This window comes from Clostridium sp. HCS.1 (assembly GCF_047900555.1).
Classification (GTDB): domain Bacteria; phylum Bacillota; class Clostridia; order Clostridiales; family Clostridiaceae; genus Clostridium.
On record NZ_CP170704.1, the window covers coordinates 2,850,701 to 2,872,958 of the forward strand.

Below are 22,258 nucleotides of genomic sequence, written 5' to 3' on the forward strand. Positions count from 1 at the left end.
TATTACCTTTCTCACATGAATAATTTAATTACATAATAAATTATTCCTATAATAACTGAACTTCCTATTCCATACACTAGAACAGGTCCTGCTATCGTAAACATCTTAGCTGCAACTCCAAAAATAAATCCTTCTTTTTTAAATTCAATAGCTGGAGCAACTATAGCATTTGAAAAACCTGTAATTGGTACTACTGTTCCTGCTCCACCATAAGAAGCAATTTTATCATATATACCAACACCAGTTAATAATGCTCCTAAAAATACCATAATAATTGGTAGCAACATCTTAACATCATCTTCTTGAAATCCATATTTAATTAACATTTCTTGAAAGAATTGAGCTATAGTACAAATTCCTCCTCCCACTAAAAAAGCTCTTACACAATTTCTAGCTATTTTAGGTTTTGGATTAGTCTGGTTAGCAATAATTTTAAATCTTTGTAATATTTGTTGCTCACTTGGTCTTTTATTTTTAGACATAAGAATACTCCTTTCTATAATTCTCTTAATTTATTATTCCTCTTTATATAAAATCAACACTGGTACTTTTTTCAATATAAAAAAATAGAGAAAAAATATAATGCTAACTATCACTTTTAACTTTATCAGTGAAATTAACATTATATATTTTCTCTTAATTCTCAAAAGAAATTTACAAAATCTTTTTTTATAAATTTCTAAATAATAAAAGGCTTTTAAAATGAACATTTATTCCTGTAATTTTTCTTTCATTAATCCTAAAACCTTTTTTTCTATTCTTGAAACTTGAACTTGGCTAATTCCAAGCATCTTAGCAACTTGCACTTGGGTTTTATCTTTAAAATACCTAAGCATAATAATTTGTCTTGACTTACTATCTAAACTTCTTAATGCTTCTTTAAGTGCAATTCTATTTATCATGTCACTATCATCTTCTCCCTTTTCACTTAATTTATCTATAAGTAAAACAGGAGCTCCATCATCTTGGTGAATAATATCATAAAGATATTGCATATTAACTGAGGACTCTATGGCAAATAAAATTTCTTCTTTATCAATATGTGAATACTCTGATAATTCTTCTATTGTTGGTTCTCTATCTAACTTCTTAGTTAATTCTTCTTTATCAAAATGAAGTTTTCTAGCTAAGCTTTTTACATTTCTACTAACCTTAATTATTCCATCATCTCTTATAAATCTTTTAATTTCTCCTATAATCATAGGAACTGCATAAGTAGAAAACTTAACATTAAACTTATCATCAAAATTATTAATAGCCTTAACTAAACCAATAGATCCTATTTGAAATATATCTTCATAATCGTATCCTCTATTTAAGAACTTTTTACTAATAGAAGATACAAGAGGTAAATTCATTTCAATAACCTTATTCATGGCCTCTTGATTACCTGCTTTAGCCAGAGGTATTAATTTTGAATTTTCTTCGTAATTATACACCTCTTTTCTTATATTTCCATTTTCCATCTAATTCACCTAACTTACTGTATTAAATTTCTTCTTCATAATAACTTTTGTACCTTTTCCATATTCACTAAAGACTTCTAAGTTATCCATAAAGGTTTCCATAACAGTAAAGCCCATTCCAGACCTTTCTAATTCTGGTTTAGAAGTATATAATGGTTCCATCGCTTGTTCTATATTATTTATTCCCTTGCCATAGTCTTCAATTATTATGGTTATTTCATTTCCAGTAATACTTGCCTCTATTTTGATTATACCCTCTTTTTTATTTTCATAACCATGTATTATAGAATTTGTTACAGCTTCTGAAACAGCTGTTTTTACATCTGTCAATTCTTCAACCGTTGGGTCTAACTGAGAAACAAAAGCAGCTACTGCTACTCTTGCAAAACCTTCATTTTCGGATTTGCTCATTAATTCAATACTAATTTTATTATCAACCATTTTAAACCCTCCATTAAATATTCACTATGGCTTCATCAATATTTCCATAAACATCTATTATCTTATACATACCCGAAATTTCGAAAACTTTATTTACTGTTCTATTTATTTCTGCCACGCATAGTTTTCCATTTCTATTTTGCATTTTTTTATATCTACCTATAACAACTCCAATTCCAGAGCTGTCCATAAAAGTAACCCCACTAAAGTTTAATATAACTTTTCTTATGTTATCTCTATCAATTCTATCATCTATCTTAACCCTAACTTCCTCTGCACTATGATGATCTAACTCCCCCATAAGCCTAATTATAAGAGTATCATCTCGTTTCTCAAATTTAAGATACATATAAATTTCTCTAAAGTAAATTACTTTAGAGAGCACCTCCTTCACCCAGTAAAATTTCCTTCTTTTTCCATAATTTTAACATATTAGTTTATTTATAGTCAAACATAATTATGAATTAATACAAAAAAAGAATTAATATTAATATAATATTAACTCTTTTTTTATTAATTATTTTATATTATTATATTTTTTAATTTCTTCTTTTAAATTAAAATAGAAATCTTCAATTGTTTCTTCTTCTTTTAAAATTAAGGTTTCTATTGCATCATCTAAAGTATTCATAACATATATATGAAAGTCACCATCTTCTATAGCCTTCTCTACTTCTGGCATTAAGATTAATTCATCTTTATTAGAAGAAGGTATTAATACTCCCTTTTCTTTATAATCATCTATAAATTTACATACCTTAAAAAATCCTTCTATCTTTTCATTTACTCCACCTATAGCTTGAACTTCCCCTAACTGATTAATGGAGCCAGTAACAGAAATACTCTGATTAATAGGCCTCTTTGTCAATGCAGATAAAATACATATAACTTCAGCTACAGAAGCACTATCACCATCAATAATTCCATAGGACTGCTCAAAATTCAAATAAAAATCTACTGGAATGTCTTCATAGGAATTAATAATATTACTAATTAATCCTTTAATAATATTAACGGATTTTTCATGAATTTTACCACTTAATTTACTTTCTTTATGGATATCAATTATTTTACCTGTTCCCTTATGAGCAACGCAAGTTATTCTTACAGGCTTTCCAAAAGAATGATATCCAGTATCTAATACCGATAATCCATTAATTACTCCTATTTTTTCTCCAGTAACTGATAGTATAATCTTACTTTCTTTATAAAGCTTATCATACTCTTCTTCAATTCTTTCTTTATAATATACAACATTTATTATATCCTCATCTTCAATTAATAAACTATTTCTTTTTTTAGCATTATAATTGGCAAGAATAATAACTTTATCTATTTCTGCAATATCTATATTAATTTTTGTTTTTCTACTTGCACTTCTAGATAAATATTTAATAATTTCATTTATTCCTTTTTCTGATATTTGCATAAGGCCATTTACTTTTATTTTATTGTCCACGGCAGATTTTATATAATTCACAGCATTTTTATTAACATCCACTATTGGATAAAACTCAGCTCTTAATGGAAATAGCTTACTAAAATCTTCATCTAAGCTATACAATGTATCATAGGTTTCCATATCTCCAATTAAAATAACCTTAACATCTATAGGTATAGGTTGTGGCTTCAGAGTATTAATGGAAATTATATCCAAATATGATTTTGATGCATCATAGGTTACCTTATTAGTCATTAATGCTTTCTTTAAATGATAATAGGAATATCCATTACTGGCTAATGTATTCATTCGTACTATTAAACACCCTCCATTAGCCTTCAATAAAGAACCTGAATTAATTAAATTTATATCTGTTGTATAAACTCCATTATGATTTTCATATTCTAGAAATCCCATTAAATTATTTGTACTAGGATCTTCCTCATATATAACTGGTGGATGATAAGTCTTACTATTGTCAACTAATAAATGAATATCGTATCTATTTATTACTTCATATAACTTTTCTTCATCCTCATCTATATCCATGGTATAGCATTCTATTATATCCTTTTCCATAAGAGTAAATAGTTTTTCTAAATACTCGTATGCATTATCATCATCTATAAATTCAAAAAGTATTTCGTCTTTATAATCTTCCATTTCTTTCGTTAAAAAATCACTATAAACTTCTTTTAACTTACTTATAGACTTTACTTCTATATCCTTAATTTTAACTAAAACTACTTCTGCTTTCTTTTTTAGTACAGTTGCTTTTGCCACTATTACTTCTTTTTTTTCTTTATCTAAATTATCATATTCTCTTTCACTTATAACTTTTCCATTTATTAATGGTATAAAAGCAAATCCTTTATTAGTAACTTTCACCTCAAAATTTTCTTTTTTAGCCATTTCCATTAATTCACTTATATAAGAATTTCTTTTACTTTGTATTTCTTCAATTAATTCATCTTTTTCATCTTCTTTAGAAGAATTATAAAACTCTTCAACTAACTCAATATAATTATTGCGTATCCCTTCAACTGCCTTTACTAATTTATTACCATTGCCATTAGATATAAATAAAACTTCTGGTTTTTTATAATCCTCTAAAACAACATAACAAATATCTTTAGGAGGTGATTTGTATTTATACTGCTCCTTTATATAGGCTTGAAGTTTTGTTAGTTTATCCTTTGAAAATGAATCTATTAGATAAATATTATATCCCTCTCTATTTATACCAAGGGCTCTTCCTATCTTTTCATACTCTCCATCTATTTCGGGTATCATTGTCACACTGCCGTTTTCTTTATTTTCCTTAAACTTAAAGTTAAATTTCACCTCTTGAGGAGTTAATTCTTGTTTCATATATTCCCACCTTCAAATTGACTAGCAATTTTTAAGAAGCAGTTTCCCCCCTTTTTTTAATTATTTATTATATAGATATTCTAACATCATAGGTTTAGGGATTAATTTTAAAAATAAATTCATTTTTATAAATACTATAAATTATATGAATGCAGATATTAACTAATTACAAAAAATCAGCTGTATAAAAAAAGCATTGAAAAACATAAAGTTTTTCAATGCTTTTAAATAGCTCTAGATTAAAATGTTTAAATTTATTTTCATTTCTTAAAAAGTTTATTTATGAATTTTTAAATTTTATTAATATTACTTTGTATTACATTAAACTTAAAAATTTTTCAATTGCTTCTTCAGCTTTTTTATATTCTTCATCTGATGGTACAAAACAAAATGATAATCCTGGTTCTACTACTTTAAGCTTTAAATCCTTAAGTCTTGATGTAAGCATTTTTACACCTTCGCCACTCCATCCATAAGAACCAAAAGACATAGCAACTTTTCCTCTATTAATTATTGGACTAACTAATGATAATAAATCCCAAGCAGGTTTAACAGCATCTTGATTTATTGTAGGTGATCCAATCATAAAACCCTTTGCTCTTTCTAGCTTAGCTATACTTTCTTCTAATGGGTTTTCAGTAATTTCTGTTAAATTAGCTACATACCCTTTTGCTTCTATTTTTTCTTTTAAGAATTTAGCCATTTCTTCTGTATTTCCATAAGCAGAAATATAGAATATTTCTATTCTTTTTTCATCTATTTCTTCTTCAGTTGCCCATTCTTTATATAGATCTAATATTTTATCTATATTATCCATATGCACTGGTCCATGGCTTGTAGCAATACACACAATTTCTAAATTCTTAATCTTATCAAGTCCCATTAACACAAATTTCTTAAATGGTCCCATTATACATTCAAAATAATATTTCATTTCAGCAAAATAATCCTCATCTAAACTTGACATTATTCCACCCTTAGGACAATAATGAGAGCCTGTAAAATCACATGTAAATAGTAATTTTCTTTCTTTTACATAAGTAAACATAGTGTCTGGCCAATGTAAATTGGGAGCAGGTATAAACTGCAGAGTAACTTCTCCAAGCTTAATTTCTTCTTTAGCTTCAATATATTTAAATTCTCTATTTAAGATATTCTTTAAATATATTATGGCTGCCTTTGAACCAACTATAGTAACTTCAGGGTAATCTTTTATTAAATTAATTAAAGAACCACTATGATCTAATTCTGTATGTTGAACTATAATATAGTCAACTTTTTTGTCTCCAATAACTGATACTAAATTTTCCTTAAATTCGTCATAAAAACCTGTTTTTACTGTGTCTATTACTGCTACTTTTTCATCCTTAATAACATAGGAATTATAGGTTGTTCCTTTTTTTGTTTCCATTATTATATCAAAGACCTTTAAATTAGGATCCTTAACTCCTACCCAATAAATATTGTCTTTTAATTTTTCTTGTACCATATAGTTGCCTCCACAATACTAATCTATTAGTTCATTTCTTGGTAACATTTTATCATAATCTTATTTATCAAACAATTACAAAATGTGTATATTGTATATATTTTTCTATAACTTTACCTTTTATTAAATATTATTAAGATTTAATCAATTTCGTTAGTTCATTAATTTGTATAATATATTCATAATGTAGGGCTCTTGTTAAAGAAACATATAAAAGTCTTTTATCTAAAATATTGTCATTATAATTTTTATCACTTGGATTATATACTATAGTTGCATCAAATTCTAATCCTTTAGTTAAATAAGATGGAATGATAATTATATCATCAGTATTCTCTTTTTCACTTCCTTTTATTAATGAAAGTTTCAAATTAGTTTCCTTCTTTATAATTTTTTCTAACTTTTTACCTTCCTCTAAGGTTTTAGTTATAATAGCTATACTATTTTTACCATTATTAATAATTTCCTCAACAATATCTTTTATTTTTATAGCAGCCTCTTTATCTGAACTACATTTTACTATCTTTGGAGCATCTCCATGTCTTAAAACTGGTTTGGCATTTTTCAAGTTTAAATTTTGCGAAATTAAAGCCTCATTAGCAAAATCAATTATTTCAACTGTTGATCTATAACTTTGGGTTAATTGTATATATGTAGCCTTACCTTCAAAAACTCTATCAACTATATCATCCCAAGTTTTAAGTCCTTTATAATAATAAATTCCTTGTGCTATATCCCCAACTAAAGTTAGAGAGTTTCCCTTAGTTAATCTATTTACCAAATAAATTTGAAAAGGATTATAATCTTGTGCTTCATCCACTACAATATGTGAATATTTATCTTTTTCAGCAACACCTTCTAGCAATATATTTATATACATAAGTGGAGCTAAATCATCTTCATCTATTATACCCTTTTCATTGTTATGTTCTAATTCTTCCTTCATAAACTTTGCAAGATCACTAGGAATTTTCCCTAAAGTAGCAATTTCAAAATATTCTTCATTTCTGAATAAGTCATAATAAATATCTTTTGAAGTTATACCTCTCCAATTTTTAAAATACTCATTCATAATTTTTTTAGAATTATTTATTATATTATTTTTTATTTCATCTCTTTCTGAGTATATTTTTATAAGCTTTTCTCTTCTTTCATTGCAATCTTCTAATTCTCTTTTTACTTCCTTAATCTTTATATCCCAATCTAAATCTACTTGTAAGCAAAGTAATTGAATCTTTTCTTTTAACTTTAATGATAAATATCTCTTTATTTCATCTTTTCTTTTATTAATTGGATAGCTTTTTAAATCTTTTAAATAAAGCCTCATTATTTCTCTTTTACCAAATAAAATATAATCCTCTACAGTAATATCATTTATATCTAATGAAGCACCTTCTAATAAAGCTAAATATCTATCTATTATACTTTTAAAAGTTAAAGTTCCTTTAATCTTAGATGAATTAACAACATAGTTACATTTCTCTATATTATCAGCCTCAATAATATCCTTTAGCTTCTCATCTTTGCCCTTAATTTTAGATTTAATTTTTAAGTGCTTAAGTGCTAAGTCTTGGAATGTAGTTTGATTAACTTCCCCTACACCAAGATTAGGCAATATGTCTGATATATAATCTAAAAATAACTTATTTGGAGCTAAAACTAATATATCTTTTCCCTTAATACTATCTGAATATCGATAAATTAAGTATGCTAATCTATGTAATGCTACGGTAGTTTTGCCTGAACCTGCTGACCCCTGAACTATTATAGGTAAATTCTTTGGCCATCTAATTATGTCATTTTGCTCCTTTTGAATAGTAGCTACTACTTCCTTTAACTTCTTACCTCTACTTTCTTCTAGATTAATCTTTAAGAATTCATCCACTAGCTCATCTTCTTCTAATCCACTCTTAATAATAATTTCATTTATGCCTTCATCAAATATATCTTCTAGGGAGTCTTCCTTAAACAAGAATTTTCTTTTTAAAGATAAGTTACCTTCTATTATTCCATTTGGGGACTTATAATATGCGTATCCTCCAGTCCCACTATAATAAAGATCTGCTACTGGAGTTCTCCAATCTACTACTATTTCTTCTCCATCTTGACTTGAACTTACGGATTGTTTACCAATATATATACTTTCTTCTTGTGATTTCTTTTCTCTAAAATCTACTCTTCCAAAGTATGGTGCCTTAATTGCTTCTTCATAGCTACTAATATCTTTTTTAAGAACCGAATAAATTTTTTCAGTGGTTTCTTTTTCTTCGTTATAACTTCCTCTTGATTCCTTGGTTAAAAGCTTTAATTTTTTATCTATAACTTCGAAGCTTCTTTTCTTCTCTAAAAGCTCTTCATTGATTTTTTTCCTTTTTTCTTCAAGAATTTCTTTTTCTAAAAATAAACCTTCTTTCTTCATACAAATACCTCTTATTAAAACTATTAAATTAATTATAGAATAAGTTATATCTAAATTCAATTAAATAGCAGTTTAATGCAATAAACTAGTAAATTATAGTTGTATTTCCTATCTGTTCATATATTAAAATTATCTGCTTTAAAAGTAGTTCTTATTCTTTTATTTTTAATATTTTATATTAATTGTAAAATAAATAAGGATTTCACTTTCTAATATTATATGTTAGAATTTGTATATAAAGGAGCGGATAAAATTGTATAAACAAACTAAAACACCTAACTACATAAAAATAGCTGTTGACATAGCTCATAGAATTGTTAATAACCAATTTGTAGAAGGAGAAAAAATAACCGGTCGTACAACTTTAGTTAGTATTTATAATGTATCTCCTGAAACAATTAGGAGATCCTTAGCCCTTCTAAAGGACATGAATGTTGTTACAATTAATGAAAAAAGCGGAATTATAATAAATGATAAGAATTCTGCTAAAGAGTTTTTAAATAAATTTAAAACTAAAACTGACTTTACATATTTAAATAATGAAACTTTTGAATTAATAAAGCAAAGAAAAGAAATTGATGATAAATTAGAAAAAAATATCAATAGCGTAATTCAATTTGCTACTCAATTAAGAAATGTAGGATCTATAATTCCTTTTGAAAGTATAGTTGAAAAAGATAGCTTTGCTGTTGGAAAAAGCATTGGTGAACTTAATTTTTGGCATAATACTAAAGCTACTATAATTGCTGTTAAGAGAGATGGAGATTTATTTTTATCCCCAGGACCCTACTTTAAAATTAATTCAAATGACATAATAGTTTATGTTGGCGAAGATTCTGTTATAGAAACAGTTAAAGATTATATTTCTTTACCTTTATCTTCCAAGTAAAAAAATAGGAGCTGTCGCACAATGTAAAATGAATAATGAAAAATGTAAAATTAAAGAAGAAACTCCCTTAGGAGTTTCTAAAATATATATCTTTTTAGTAATTCCTTTGGAATTACATCAATAATTCTACATTTTACATTCTACATTTTTAATTTAGGAGCTGTTGCGACAGCTCCTTTCTAATATATAATTAATTGCATCTTCAAATTCTATTTTCTTAAACTTTTTTCTTACTTTAAATTTAATATTTTCAATATATTTTATTGAGAATGGTAAATATTCATTTATATCCTTTATATATTGAGCTGAAAAAAACTCCTTACTTAATATCACTGAAAATAATATTAGCATTATGCAATTTGTTTTTATAAGTTCCTTTAATTCTGGTATATTTTCTCCCTTAAAACAGCTTTCTTCTTCTAAAAGACTAACTGTAAAATTAATTAATTTATTTACTATATTATCTAAATTATATTTGGGTGCTAATTGGGACATAATTGTTGTATGACTATTATCTATATCAGCTTTAATATCTTGTAAATCATCTGCTAATTGAAGCATAAATCCATAAAAAATGCAAAAGGATATTTCCTCTTTATTTATTTTACCTTTTGTTAAAAAGCCATCTACTAAAACTGATGCCCCCCCCTTTTCAATGGATATTCCTAAAATATCTTCTTCATAGGGAATAGTAATAACTTCTTGCTGTTTTAAACTCTTTATTTGCCCTTCATGAATGGAAAGCAAAGCTTCGTATAATTCGCAATAATTGTCTCTTTCAAAATCCTCTTCTATTTTGCTAACTAATTTATAAACAGATTCTTCATAGTAGTTTTCAACTTTTATGATTTCTCCCTTTAATCGTCTCTTTAAATTATTATTGAAATTTTTCTTTTCTATATTATTTATATCTGTATTATCCAAATAGTTATCCGTATATGGATATAGCATACTATAACCAAAGATAGCTTTAGACAATCTTACCTTTTCTCCAAAGGCTGCTTGAAGTATATTTACTATCCAAACATTTCTCATTGCTTGCCCTATATCCATATAACTTAAGCTTTTATTAAATTTTTTCGCCTCTCTTATAAAGCTTTTAGTACTATTAAAAAAGTCCTCCTTAATGCCTTTATTTATTATTCCAAGCTTAAAGGTTTCTTTTTCACTTTCAATAAAACTATCAATTATATAATTAAATTCATTTTCCCATTTTTCCTTTTTAGTATCTTCTTCAGGAAATTCATTTAATTTTTTAATTATTAAGTCTATATATTTATCTAAGTTTTTTTCTTTATTTTTCTTTTCTTCCTTAGTATATTTTTTCATATCTAAATTAAAATTTCTATCTGACTTCCACCATTGTTCACTACACTTTAAATATATAGAGTTTATAAAATCCATTTTTAATCCCCCAAGTCTAATGTTATATTAACTTTATTAATTCTTAACTTTACTACCAATTAAATTATAAGCTACATTACCTATAGCCCTTTTAAAAAGTCCAACTATATTTTCTTCAATTCCTCTTTTGCAATATTTAATACCCTCCAAGAATTACCTCTCCTTGGACTTCCATGTATTACAACACACCTCATAAATTCCCCCTAAAATAATAAAAGAGAAAACACTATTAACTGTCTTCTCTTTTGATAATTCTTCCATTTATATTATACACCATAGGTGTATTTTGCGAAGCAAAATGAATGAAAAATGAAAGAATGAAGGAATGAAAAAATTATGGTAAAAATCCTTAAAAGATTTTTAAATTAGGCTCTGTTTTATTTAATGTTGATAATTATTAACTTTTTTCAACAATGGTATATTGTTTTTATTCCTTATGGAATTATATTCCATATAAATGTATAATAAAAATATACTATTATGCAACTGTATTATAATACGTAATTAGTAATATGAAATTGGCGATAAATAGAAATTTGTAGGGGGATTGTTTTGGATAGAGAAGATAGAAGACCGAATATAAGTATATTACTTTTGGGAGGAATCGTTATAATTTTGATTATAACTTTATTTGGGTATAGAGTTTTACATAACAAAAGCTATAAAAACGAGGCTGTACAACAATTGGAATCAATTTATTTAAATGGAAAAGAGTATTGTTATGGCAGTCCTAATGAGAAGTATACTATTTCAAATATTTTGATTTGTAAGATGGATAATGGCAAAAAAATATATGAGATAAAGGAATATCCCAATTATGAATATATAGCAGTTTATTCTTCTTGGGATGGAACAATTTATAAAAGAGTAGAAAAATGAAAAACCAATTTCAATTTAGTGAATAAATTTAAACTATTGCTAATTAAAAGTGGATAAATAAATTTATCCACTTTTATACTTTCCATTATCAACATCAGTTTAAAACAGAGCCTTAAATTAAAGCCTCTTCATATAAATATATTTTAAGTTTTGCATAGCACAACACCATTAATTCTTTCATTTTTTAATTCCTTCATTAATTTTTGAATGAATGAATTGGTGCTGGTATCCTTCCTCCTCTTTGGATGAACAATGAAGATGAATATTTATTTACAGGCATTACTGGAGCAGTTCCTAATAATCCCCCAAATTCCACCATATCTCCAACTTTACATCCAGGTGCTGGAATAATTCTTACAGCTGTAGTTTTATTATTTATCATACCTATTGCTGATTCATCTGCTATCATTGCTGCTATTGTTTCTGCGCTCGTATCTCCTGGAACTGCAATCATGTCTAATCCTACTGAACATATTGCAGTCATAGCTTCTAATTTTTCTAAATTTAATGAGCCCTTTAATACAGCATCTATCATACCTGCATCTTCAGAAACTGGTATAAATGCTCCACTTAAACCGCCTACATGACTACATGCCATTACTCCACCTTTTTTAACTGCATCATTTAATAAAGCTAGTGCTGCTGTAGTTCCATGAGTTCCAACTACTTCTAGACCCATTTCTTCTAATATATGTGCAACTGAATCTCCTACTGCTGGAGTTGGCGCTAATGATAAATCTACTATTCCAAAGGTCACTCCTAATCTTTCTGAAGCTTCTTTTGCTACTAATTGCCCCATTCTAGTGATTTTAAATGCTGTTTTCTTAATAGTTTCTGCAACTACATCAAAGGATTCCCCTTTTACTTTTTCCAAAGCTCTTTGAACAACTCCTGGTCCGCTTACGCCAACACTTATTACTTTATCAGCTTCTCCTACACCATGGAAGGCTCCTGCCATAAAAGGATTATCTTCAACAGCATTACAGAATACTACTAGTTTAGCACATCCAAAGCCCTTAGTTTCTTTAGTATATTCAGCTGTTTTTTTAATTATTTCTCCCATTTCTCTTACAGCATCCATATTAATTCCACTTCTAGAGGATCCCACATTTACAGATGAACAAACCTTAGTTGTCTTTGCTAAAGCTTCTGGAATTGAGTTAATAAGTATTTTATCACCTTTAGTATATCCCTTTTGAACTAGTGCTGAAAAACCGCCAATAAAATCTACACCTAATGTTTCTGCTGCCTTATCTAAGGTTTGTGCAAATTTCACATAATCCTTGTCATCTGTAGCACCAGCAATTATAGAAATTGGAGTAACTGATACCCTCTTATTCACTATTGGAATTCCAAACTCATTTTCAATTTCCTTACCAACTTTCACAAGGTCTTTAGCACTACTAACAATTTTATTATAAATTTTTTCTCTAGCTTTATCTCCATCTGAATCTATACAATCTAATAAAGAAATTCCCATAGTTATAGTTCTAATATCAAGTTTTTCTTCTTCTATCATTTTTATAGTTTCTAATATATTATTACTATTCATATCTATCCTCCCTATCCTTCAATTATAAAGTGTGCATAGAATTAAATATTTCTTCTCTTTGAATTTTAACTTTAACACCTAATTCTTCACCTTTGGATACTAAGGAACTCTTTATTATATCAAAGCTTGAATTAGATTCCTTTAAGTCTAACATCATTATCATTGTAAAATACTTGTCCATTATAGTTTGATTAACATCTAAAATATTGATGTTTAACTTTAATAATTCACCGCTAACTCCTGCAATAATACCAACCTTATCTCTTCCTATTACTGTTAAAATAGCCTTCATAATCTTCAACTCCTACCTTATTTTTTTATTTTACCCAAAAAGTTAATATAATTTTATACTTAGTGTTAAATGTTGTCAAACACATATAATTTTACTAAATAAAAAGTGTATCTATGAATTTCACCATGATCTTGTATTAACTTCAAGCCATAGTAAAATTATTAGATACACTTTAAAGTGAATGAAATATTTCAATTTATAATGAATTTGAAATATTATTTTATAATTTAAAATTAGTTTTATATTCTAAGTGTTTTATTAAATTTTTTTTAAATCTCTACAACTTACAATGTCTATTCCTGTATCTAAAATATTTGATAAAACTACATCTCCTATTTTTACAGGTGCATCTACTTCTAACTTCTTTAATTCTTCCATACATTTAAATATTAATCCCTTAGGAATTTCTCCTTTAGTCTTTACAGGAAGTACAGAAAGTTCAGCATTATTAACTTTGATAGTTGTTGTTACTACTCTAACTGGATTAGTAACTTCATTTAATCCATAATCAACTCCTCTATTACATCCATTGCCACTTACTTTATTTTCTTCTATATTTACTTTTAGATGACATCCCATAGGACAACATATACAAATTAATTCTTTTTCCACTTTGCTCCCCCCTTAATTTACTTCCTCTAAAGATATTATTATATCTTCATTTAAGTCCTTTAATAATTCTTTATTAATTACTACTCTTTCCATTTCAGCTGGAGCTAGATGCTTCTTCTTTAATTTTCTAACTACTTTATCTCCTGACATAACTTTTATAATCATATCCTTATAAACATTATTAACTCTCATAAAAATAGTTAAATTATCATCTATGTCATTGGCAGATATCTTTTGAGGTACTGTGTAACTAATTCCATTTGCATTTCTAATATTAATATAATTTTTCTTTTCTAATGAATTTCCTAAATATTTTGCAACTGCCTTTCCAGCACGTTTAGCTTCTTCTGTAACAAAGTCCACTAAATCATGCACATGAACTACATTACCACAAGCAAAAATACCATCAATGTTAGTTTCCATACTTTCTGTTACAATTAATCCACTTGTTCTATTATCTAAATTAACACCTACTTTTTTAGATAATTCATTTTCTGGTATTAACCCTACTGATAATAATAAGGTATCACAGGAAAATTCTATTTCACTTCCTTTAATAGGCTTTCTATTTTCATCAACCTTTGAAATAATTACTTTTTCTATTCTCTTATCTCCAATAATATCTGTTACTGTATGAGATAAATAAAGTGGAATATCATAATCATTTAAACATTGAACAATATTTCTATTTAATCCATTTGAATAAGGCATAAGTTCAACTACTGCCTTAACCTTTGCTCCTTCTAAGGTCATTCTTCTAGCCATAATTAATCCAATATCACCAGAACCTAAAATAACTACTTCTTTCCCTGGCATATATCCTTCAATATTAATATATCTTTGTGCTGCTCCTGCAGTAAATATTCCAGAAGGTCTATCTCCAGGAATACCAATAGCTCCTCTAGTTCTCTCTCTACAACCCATAGCCAAAATAATAGATTTTGCTTCTAAAATCATATATCCATCTTCAGTGTTAATAGCATGAATTTTTTTATCTTCTTCTATTTCTAAAACCATAGTATCTAATTTTATTTCAATATTTGTATCTTGTACAAGCTTAATAAATCTATTTGCATATTCTGGTCCAGTTAATTCTTCTTTAAAGGTATGAAGACCAAATCCATTATGAATACATTGATTTAGTATTCCTCCAAGTTCTTTATCTCTTTCTATAATTAAAATATTATTTACTCCATTTGAAAAGGCTTCATATGCAGCTGCAAGTCCAGCTGGTCCCCCTCCAACTACTATTAAATCATATATCATAATACCCCTCCTACCTTGACTTTCCAGTTAATATATATGAACCGTCTTTTTCTAGTTCTATACTTTCAAGTGGTATATTTAATTCTCTTGCAATTATTTCTTGAACACGAGGGCCGCAAAATCCTCCTTGGCACCTTCCCATTCCTGGTCTGCATCTTCTCTTTATTCCATCTAAAGAAATATGTCCAAAGGCTCTATTAATGGCATCTACTATTTCTCCTTCTGTAATTTCCTCACATCTACATATTATTCTGCCATAATTCTTATTTTCTTTAATAATTTCTTTCTTTTCATCTGTAGATAATTCCATAAATCTAATTTGTTTTCTATATGGATTAAAATTATTATTTTTAACTAAGTTTAAGCCAGAATTTTTTAACATTTCAACTACATCAATTGCAATAGCTGGTGCAGCTGATAGCCCTGGAGACTTAATTCCTGAAACATCAATAAATCCTTTTACTTTATCATTTTCTTCTATAATAAAATCACCTTTATCAGCATCTGCTCTTAATCCTGCAAAATTTCTAATTGCATTTCTGAAATTAACCTTATTTGTTGTCTTTATTGCAGTGGCTCTAATAAAATCTAAAGCTTCAGCTGTAGTTTTTAAAGAATCCTTTTCATCTAGTTCCTCTGCATTAGGTCCAACAATTAAATTTCCATGAACAGTTGGAGCAACTAAAACTCCCTTACCAAGCTTTGATGGACATTGGAAAATAGTATTTTTAAAATTCTTTCCTTCATCTTTATCTAACACATAATATTCTCCTCTAATCGGAGTTATCTTAAAGCTTTCTTCACAAATCATATTATGAATTTTGTCTGCATAAACTCCAGCTGCATTTATAACATATTTAGTCTTTATTTCTTCACTACTTTTTAACTTAATTGTAAATACATCAGCCTTTGTTATTGATACTACTTCAGAATTAAGCCTAACTTCTCCACCATTTTTAACTCCATTTTCAACTAACGCAATAGTATACTCAAAAGGTCCAACAATTCCACCAGTTGGTGCATATAAAGCTCCATAAATATTATCATTTATATTTGGTTCAAGTTTTAAAACCTCTTCATTAGTTAATATTGTTAATCCTTTTACATTATTTTTAACTCCATTATCATATAAATGTTTTATTACTTTCATATCGTTTTCATCAAAAGCAAGCACTAAGGATCCATTTCTAGTAAAAGGTACTGATAACTCCTTGCATAAACCTTCAAACATTTCATTTCCAATAACATTGTACTTAGCCATTAACGTTCCATACTCTGGGTCATATCCAGCATGAATTATTGCTGAATTTGCTTTTGTAGTCCCCATTGCTACATCATTTTCTTTTTCTAAAATAGCAATCTTTAAATTAAACTTAGTTAATTCTCTAAAAATAGATGCTCCAATTACCCCAGCTCCTATTATTATAACGTCATACATATTATTACCTCCCTAAAATATTATTTATATTCCCCTTATTATTTGCTTTTTACACGACAAAAAAAGCATAAAAATAGGAGTACTCCTTATCCTCATGCTTATCTCTAAATCTCTCAGCACATTAAATAAATTATAGTATAATTCTAACATATATTTAATAATCTGTATATAGTTTTAAATTATTTATTTTATAAGAAAAATTCATCTTCTAAGGATTCAAGATCAATAATTTTAATCTCTTTTAAATTAAAATCTATTAATCCCATACCCTTCATTTTTATTAATTCCCTTGAAAGTGAAGGTCTTGGAATTCCTAATTCTTCAGCAAGTTCTTTCTTAGACTCTATTTTATATACATAGGTATTATTTCTCTTATAATTATCTAATAGTAACTTACATATTTTTCTTCTAATAGAATCTAACTCTATAAGATTAATTTTTCTATTTAAAATAACTATTTTCTGAGATAAAAGTTCTAACATATTTTCAGCAAACTTAGTATTTTTTTGCATTATTCCTAAAACACTGTTTCTTGGAAAAGATAATATTTTACAATTTTCAAGAGCCATTACTGTTGCAGGATATTCTTTATCCTTTGAAAATAAAAGGGCTTCTGCAAACACATCGCTTACATTAAAATTAGATAATGTTAATACTTTCCCATTTTCATATATTGTTTGTATTACAGCCTTTCCCTCAAGAATTACTGATAAGCTATTACACTTTTCTCCTTGATTAGCTATAACTTCATTTTTCTTATAATCCCTTACTAAATAAAGTTCACTTTTTAAAATACTCTCTATTTCCTCATATGAAATACCCTTAAAAAAACATGTATTTTTTAAAACTTCAATCATCTATTTATTCCCTTCTTTTTGCCTTTAAATAAAGAATTTTATTTATACTTATATTAGGTTCTATATTTTATATCATATAATAGCAAATAAAAGGGGCTGTCGCAACAGCCCCTAGTTAAAAATTATTATTAAATTTTTATAAAAATTCAAATTACATTTCCATAAACATTTTTATATCATCTTCAACATTAGTTATTCCACCAATACCAAAGTTTTCAACTAATACTTTAGCAACATTTGGTGAAAGGAATGCTGGCAATGTAGGTCCTAAGTGGATATTCTTAACTCCAAGGTATAATAATGATAGTAATACTATTACAGCTTTTTGCTCATACCATGCAATATTAAATGCTATTGGTAATTCATTTATATCTTGTAATTCGAATACTTCTTTAAGCTTTAATGCTATTAATGCTAATGAATATGAATCATTACATTGTCCTGCATCTAAAACTCTTGGAATTCCACCAATATCACCTAAATCTAATTTATTATATTTATATTTAGCACATCCTGCTGTTAATATTACAGTATCCTTTGGAAGTGCCTTTGCAAAGTCTGTGTAGTAATTTCTTGACTTAGCTCTTCCGTCACATCCTGCCATAACAAAGAACTTCTTAATAGCTCCTGATTTAACAGCATCTACAACCTTATCTGCTAAAGCAAATACTTGATTATGAGCAAATCCTCCAATGATTTCTCCCTTTTCTATTTCTGTTGGAGCCTTGCATGTTTTAGCAAGTTCAATTATTTCTGAGAAATCTTTAGTTTGTCCATCTATTCCATCTATATGCTTACATCCTGGGAATCCTGCTGCTCCAGTTGTGAAAACTCTATCTTTATAGCTATCCTTTGGTGGTACTATACAGTTAGTAGTCATTAAAATTGGTCCATTGAAGCTTTCAAATTCTTCTTTTTGCTTCCACCATGCATTTCCGTAGTTTCCTACAAAGTGATCATATTTCTTAAATGCTGGGTAGTAGTGAGCTGGTAACATTTCTGAGTGAGTATAAACATCTACTCCTGTTCCTTCTGTTTGCTCTAATAATTGTTCTAAATCCTTTAAGTCATGACCTGAAACTAATATTCCTGGGTTGTTTCTAACTCCTATATTAACCTTTGTCATCTCTGGATGTCCATAAGTTCCAGTATTTGCACTATCAAGTAGAGCCATACCATCTACCCCAACCTTACCAGTTTCTAAAGTTAAGGCAACTAATTCATCAGCAGTTAAATTATCATTTAATAATTTAGCTAAAGTTTCTTGCATAAATGCGCTTATTTCTTCATTATCATAGCTTAATTCATTTGCATGTTTCATATAAGCAGATAATCCTTTTAATCCATAAGTTATAAGTTCTCTTAAACTTCTAATATCTTCATCCTTAGTTGCTAATACACCAACTTCTGTAGATTTAGCATCATATTCTTCTCTTGTAGTAGCTGTCCATAATGCAGCTTCTGATAATCCATCTTTATTTGATAATTTATTTAATAACTCTTCCTTTATTTCTAAAACTCTTCTTACTCTTTCGTAGAATATTTCATCATCAAAGTTAGCATTAGTTATAGTTGTAAATAAGTTTAATGTAATAAAATGATTTATTTCTTTTGAAATCTCTTTTCCTTCTTTTCTAAGTCTTGTAGTTACTTCTGATAATCCTTTTGTTGTATATACTAATAAATCTTGCATTCTTGCTAATTCTGGTGATTTTCCACAAACCCCAAACTTAGTACATCCAGTACATCCTGCTGTTTCTTGACATTGAAAGCAAAACATTTTATTTTCCATATGATAAATCCCCCTTGTTTTTAATTAATTATTTATCTTATGGCTATATTATATTTATATTAATCAATTATCTCGGTAACATTAGTTACGTTTGAATGAAAAATATATTTATTTTTTATTCCCATTAATTTATCAATATATAAACTCTATAAATAAAAGATTAAACTTTATAATTTAGAAACAAAAAAAGTCTTTTAAAAATAGCTGATTATTATTTTTAAAAGACTTTAGTATTTAATATTTAATTCTTGATAAAGGACTTTCCTCTCCATTTGCCACTTTTCCATCTTATTACTACAAGGATAGCTCTAAAGCATTCATCAACTGCAAATCCAATCCAAGCCCCTACTAATCCTAGTCCAAATCTTATTCCAAGTATATATGATAATCCTACTCCAAATGTCCACATTGAAAATACACCTATATATACTGGAAATCTTACGTCTCCTGCAGCCCTTAGTCCATTTATTCCAACAAGATTAGTGCATCTACCTGGTTCCAAGAAAATTTCTATTATAAATATAATGGATGCAATAGCTATTATCTCTTCATTGTTAGTTAAAATACCAATTACTCCTCGTCCTACTACTGAAATTATAAGGCTTATAACTATAGATACTAGTACTGCTTTTTTTATAGTATACATACATAACTTATAGGCATTATCTTCATCTTTATTTCCTATAAATCTACCTATCATTATACCTCCGCCTTGTCCAATTGCTGAAGCAAAAATGAAACTAAAACAAACTATTGTTCCTATGTAACTCTTAGTTGCCATACTATTAGGGCCTAATAAGTTTATAAAACTAGTTACAACTATTTGTGAAAAATTATATGAAATATTTTCTGCTGCTGAAGGGATTCCTATTTTTAATATATTTAAAAATTGTTCTTTAGGAAATGGCCTAAACATATTAATAGATGCTTTCTTAAATATTAAATTAAAGGTTATTTTACCTAAAATTATTACTCCTACAGCCTTACTTATAGTAGTTGCCATAGCTGCCCCTGCAACTCCCATTACTGGAAATCCTAGCTTTCCAAATATTAAAATATAATTTAGTGCAATATTAATTATATTAATTGTTATAGTTACTTTCATACATATCTTTGTTAAGCTATGGGCTCTTAATATAGCCGTAAAAGTCATCATTATAGATTGAAAGAATAAAAATCCCCCAACTATATATAAATATTGACGTCCATATTCAATTATTTCAGCAGGAGTATTTAAAAACTTCAAAATAGAACTTCCACCTAAGAACATTAAAGCACTTACAATAATTCCAACTATAAGATTAATACCAATTGATATTCCTGAAACTTGAATTATAGTTTCTTTCTCACTTTTAGCACCTAAATGTTGAGCAATTAAAATAGATGTTCCTGCAGTTATTATTACAAAAAGAAGATTAAACATCCAAATTATTTGGTTAGATACTCCAACAGCTGCTACTGCATTGTCAGAATACTTTCCAAGCATTATAGTATCTACACTACCTAAAAGAGAAAACAAGGCAATTTCAATAAATAATGGCCATGTTATTTTTTTCAGATCATTTTTAACTTTTATATCCATAAATCCTCCACACAAAAATGTATATTCATAATGATATTTATTTTCCTTTGTATTATACTGTTAATATAGCTATTATTCTCGTTGAAAATTGCTTATAAATATAAGTATTTTGCTAATAATAAAGGAGTTTATAAAAAATGGATAATACAAGTTATTTAAAACTTAAAGAGCAGGTTAGCCATGGAAACATCCAGTTACCCTTACAAGTTTACAATATAGAATCCCAAAGTTCAGCGGATTCTTATTCCCATTGGCACGACGAAATGGAATTTATATATATTATTGATGGTAATTCAGAAATTCATATAGATTTTAAAACTTTCACTATTTCATCAGGAGATTTTATAGTCATTCCTAAAGGCTCCATTCATTATATGGCTGGATTAAGGGATTCTAAAATATCTTATATAGCTCTTGTTTTTAGTCTTTCTCTTATTGAGGGGACTACCCTAGACTACTCTCAAATTAGCTTTATTAATCCAATAATTGAAAACAAATTGCTATTTAAGAATATAATCACTTATAAAGATAGTGGATATAGCTCTATAATTAATTCCTTTAGGCAACTAATTGATAGCTTTAATTCTAAAAATTACGGTTATCAACTATCTATAAAATCATTTCTTTTTAATATTTTTTATAGGCTATTTAATGAAAATCATATAACTATAGATATAGAAAAAGAGCATTATAATGATTTAATTAAAGTTGAAAAGCTAAAGGAAGTAATTAAATATATACAAACTAATTACAAAAAACCTATTTCAATTAAAGAATTAGCTGATATAGCTCAATATAGTGAATATCATTTCTTAAGATTCTTTAAAAATGAAACAAGCAAAACTTGTACACAATACATAAATCACTTTAGAATTCAAAAAGCAGCATTACTTTTATCTAATACAAGTCTATCAATTACAGAAATAGCTTATGAAGTTGGTTTCGGGGATGTATCATATTTTATAAAAACCTTTAAAAAATATATGTCTACCTCTCCAAATAAGTTCAGAAAGAATTCTCTTGTATTATAGAAAAAGAGGTAGGTACTATCTTTCTTTCCACTTGGTA

At 27.4% G+C, this 22,258-nt stretch carries 19 protein-coding genes; 3 read left to right on the plus strand and 16 right to left on the minus strand.

Going from position 1 to position 22,258, the window contains the following annotated elements; all coding sequences use genetic code 11:
- Positions 1-11: 11 nt before the first annotated feature.
- The 7 genes from spoVAC to helD all read right to left on the minus strand — a co-directional run bounded on the left by spoVAC (position 12) and on the right by helD (position 8,627).
- Entirely contained in the window at positions 12-482 is a 471-nt protein-coding gene (spoVAC, locus tag ACFYH6_RS13555; protein WP_316343525.1) for a stage V sporulation protein AC, read from the minus strand.
- A 228-nt stretch (positions 483-710) separates the two neighbouring features.
- The gene (sigF, locus tag ACFYH6_RS13560) at positions 711-1,466 is read right to left on the minus strand and encodes an RNA polymerase sporulation sigma factor SigF (RefSeq protein WP_316343524.1); all 756 of its coding nucleotides are present in this window, start codon (positions 1,464-1,466) and stop codon (positions 711-713) included.
- Between the two features lie 9 nt (positions 1,467-1,475).
- Entirely contained in the window at positions 1,476-1,907 is a 432-nt protein-coding gene (gene spoIIAB, locus ACFYH6_RS13565) for an anti-sigma F factor (RefSeq protein WP_316343523.1), read from the minus strand.
- A 13-nt stretch (positions 1,908-1,920) separates the two neighbouring features.
- Positions 1,921-2,256 carry an anti-sigma F factor antagonist gene (gene spoIIAA, locus ACFYH6_RS13570; RefSeq protein ID WP_316343522.1) on the minus strand — a complete coding sequence of 112 codons (336 nt, stop codon included), beginning with the start codon at positions 2,254-2,256 and terminating at the stop codon, positions 1,921-1,923.
- 168 nt (positions 2,257-2,424) lie between these two features.
- A complete protein-coding gene (locus ACFYH6_RS13575; protein WP_416178377.1) occupies positions 2,425-4,719 on the minus strand; it encodes an AAA family ATPase in 2,295 nt (764 codons plus the stop codon).
- A gap of 316 nt (positions 4,720-5,035) precedes the next feature.
- The gene (locus tag ACFYH6_RS13580) at positions 5,036-6,208 is read right to left on the minus strand and encodes an FprA family A-type flavoprotein (protein WP_416178376.1); all 1,173 of its coding nucleotides are present in this window, start codon (positions 6,206-6,208) and stop codon (positions 5,036-5,038) included.
- Positions 6,209-6,341: 133 nt separating this feature from the next.
- Positions 6,342-8,627, minus strand: coding sequence for an RNA polymerase recycling motor HelD (gene helD, locus ACFYH6_RS13585; protein ID WP_416178375.1), 2,286 nt, complete (start codon positions 8,625-8,627; stop codon positions 6,342-6,344).
- 253 nt (positions 8,628-8,880) lie between these two features.
- Here helD and ACFYH6_RS13590 point away from each other — a divergent pair, with 253 nt between their 5' ends.
- A complete protein-coding gene (locus tag ACFYH6_RS13590; RefSeq protein ID WP_416178374.1) occupies positions 8,881-9,516 on the plus strand; it encodes a TrkA C-terminal domain-containing protein in 636 nt (211 codons plus the stop codon).
- Between the two features lie 153 nt (positions 9,517-9,669).
- Here the strand turns inward: ACFYH6_RS13590 and ACFYH6_RS13595 are convergent, their stop codons facing one another.
- Positions 9,670-10,920, minus strand: coding sequence for a hypothetical protein (locus ACFYH6_RS13595; RefSeq protein ID WP_416178373.1), 1,251 nt, complete (start codon positions 10,918-10,920; stop codon positions 9,670-9,672).
- Positions 10,921-11,472: 552 nt separating this feature from the next.
- Here ACFYH6_RS13595 and ACFYH6_RS13600 point away from each other — a divergent pair.
- Positions 11,473-11,799, plus strand: a complete 327-nt coding sequence (locus ACFYH6_RS13600; protein WP_416178372.1) for a hypothetical protein — start codon at positions 11,473-11,475, stop codon at positions 11,797-11,799.
- Positions 11,800-11,995: 196 nt separating this feature from the next.
- Here the strand turns inward: ACFYH6_RS13600 and ACFYH6_RS13605 are convergent, their stop codons facing one another.
- The 8 genes from ACFYH6_RS13605 to ACFYH6_RS13640 all read right to left on the minus strand — a co-directional run bounded on the left by ACFYH6_RS13605 (position 11,996) and on the right by ACFYH6_RS13640 (position 21,190).
- Positions 11,996-13,351, minus strand: a complete 1,356-nt coding sequence (locus ACFYH6_RS13605) for a PFL family protein (RefSeq protein ID WP_316342357.1) — start codon at positions 13,349-13,351, stop codon at positions 11,996-11,998.
- Positions 13,352-13,373: 22 nt separating this feature from the next.
- Positions 13,374-13,643: an ACT domain-containing protein gene (locus ACFYH6_RS13610; protein ID WP_316342358.1), complete on the minus strand. Its 270-nt coding sequence runs from the start codon at positions 13,641-13,643 to the stop codon at positions 13,374-13,376.
- Positions 13,644-13,901: 258 nt separating this feature from the next.
- A complete protein-coding gene (locus ACFYH6_RS13615; RefSeq protein WP_416178371.1) occupies positions 13,902-14,255 on the minus strand; it encodes a DUF1667 domain-containing protein in 354 nt (117 codons plus the stop codon).
- Between the two features lie 12 nt (positions 14,256-14,267).
- On the minus strand, positions 14,268-15,521 hold the full coding sequence (locus ACFYH6_RS13620; RefSeq protein WP_416178370.1) for an NAD(P)/FAD-dependent oxidoreductase: 1,254 nt from the start codon (positions 15,519-15,521) through the stop codon (positions 14,268-14,270).
- A 10-nt stretch (positions 15,522-15,531) separates the two neighbouring features.
- Positions 15,532-16,959, minus strand: coding sequence for an NAD(P)/FAD-dependent oxidoreductase (locus tag ACFYH6_RS13625; protein ID WP_416178369.1), 1,428 nt, complete (start codon positions 16,957-16,959; stop codon positions 15,532-15,534).
- A 188-nt stretch (positions 16,960-17,147) separates the two neighbouring features.
- Positions 17,148-17,816, minus strand: a complete 669-nt coding sequence (locus tag ACFYH6_RS13630; protein WP_316342362.1) for a Crp/Fnr family transcriptional regulator — start codon at positions 17,814-17,816, stop codon at positions 17,148-17,150.
- A 151-nt stretch (positions 17,817-17,967) separates the two neighbouring features.
- Positions 17,968-19,608, minus strand: a complete 1,641-nt coding sequence (hcp, locus tag ACFYH6_RS13635; RefSeq protein ID WP_416178368.1) for a hydroxylamine reductase — start codon at positions 19,606-19,608, stop codon at positions 17,968-17,970.
- A 241-nt stretch (positions 19,609-19,849) separates the two neighbouring features.
- The gene (locus ACFYH6_RS13640; protein ID WP_416178367.1) at positions 19,850-21,190 is read right to left on the minus strand and encodes an MATE family efflux transporter; all 1,341 of its coding nucleotides are present in this window, start codon (positions 21,188-21,190) and stop codon (positions 19,850-19,852) included.
- Between the two features lie 137 nt (positions 21,191-21,327).
- Here ACFYH6_RS13640 and ACFYH6_RS13645 point away from each other — a divergent pair, with 137 nt between their 5' ends.
- Complete coding sequence (locus ACFYH6_RS13645) at positions 21,328-22,221, plus strand: AraC family transcriptional regulator (RefSeq protein WP_416178366.1); 894 nt, start codon at positions 21,328-21,330, stop codon at positions 22,219-22,221.
- Positions 22,222-22,258 lie beyond the last annotated feature (37 nt).

Bases quoted from the DNA above. Each gene is read 5' to 3' on its own strand.
- spoVAC (WP_316343525.1), bottom strand. From the start codon at position 482: ATGTCTAAAAATAAAAGACCAAGTGAGCAACAAATATTACAAAGATTT.
- sigF (WP_316343524.1), bottom strand. From the start codon at position 1,466: ATGGAAAATGGAAATATAAGAAAAGAGGTGTATAATTACGAAGAAAAT.
- spoIIAB (WP_316343523.1), bottom strand. From the start codon at position 1,907: ATGGTTGATAATAAAATTAGTATTGAATTAATGAGCAAATCCGAAAAT.
- spoIIAA (WP_316343522.1), bottom strand. From the start codon at position 2,256: ATGTATCTTAAATTTGAGAAACGAGATGATACTCTTATAATTAGGCTT.
- ACFYH6_RS13575 (WP_416178377.1), bottom strand. From the start codon at position 4,719: ATGAAACAAGAATTAACTCCTCAAGAGGTGAAATTTAACTTTAAGTTT.
- ACFYH6_RS13580 (WP_416178376.1), bottom strand. From the start codon at position 6,208: ATGGTACAAGAAAAATTAAAAGACAATATTTATTGGGTAGGAGTTAAG.
- helD (WP_416178375.1), bottom strand. From the start codon at position 8,627: ATGAAGAAAGAAGGTTTATTTTTAGAAAAAGAAATTCTTGAAGAAAAA.
- ACFYH6_RS13595 (WP_416178373.1), bottom strand. From the start codon at position 10,920: ATGGATTTTATAAACTCTATATATTTAAAGTGTAGTGAACAATGGTGG.
- ACFYH6_RS13605 (WP_316342357.1), bottom strand. From the start codon at position 13,351: ATGAATAGTAATAATATATTAGAAACTATAAAAATGATAGAAGAAGAA.
- ACFYH6_RS13610 (WP_316342358.1), bottom strand. From the start codon at position 13,643: ATGAAGGCTATTTTAACAGTAATAGGAAGAGATAAGGTTGGTATTATT.
- ACFYH6_RS13620 (WP_416178370.1), bottom strand. From the start codon at position 15,521: ATGATATATGATTTAATAGTAGTTGGAGGGGGACCAGCTGGACTTGCA.
- ACFYH6_RS13625 (WP_416178369.1), bottom strand. From the start codon at position 16,959: ATGTATGACGTTATAATAATAGGAGCTGGGGTAATTGGAGCATCTATT.
- ACFYH6_RS13630 (WP_316342362.1), bottom strand. From the start codon at position 17,816: ATGATTGAAGTTTTAAAAAATACATGTTTTTTTAAGGGTATTTCATAT.
- hcp (WP_416178368.1), bottom strand. From the start codon at position 19,608: ATGGAAAATAAAATGTTTTGCTTTCAATGTCAAGAAACAGCAGGATGT.
- ACFYH6_RS13640 (WP_416178367.1), bottom strand. From the start codon at position 21,190: ATGGATATAAAAGTTAAAAATGATCTGAAAAAAATAACATGGCCATTA.
- ACFYH6_RS13645 (WP_416178366.1), top strand. From the start codon at position 21,328: ATGGATAATACAAGTTATTTAAAACTTAAAGAGCAGGTTAGCCATGGA.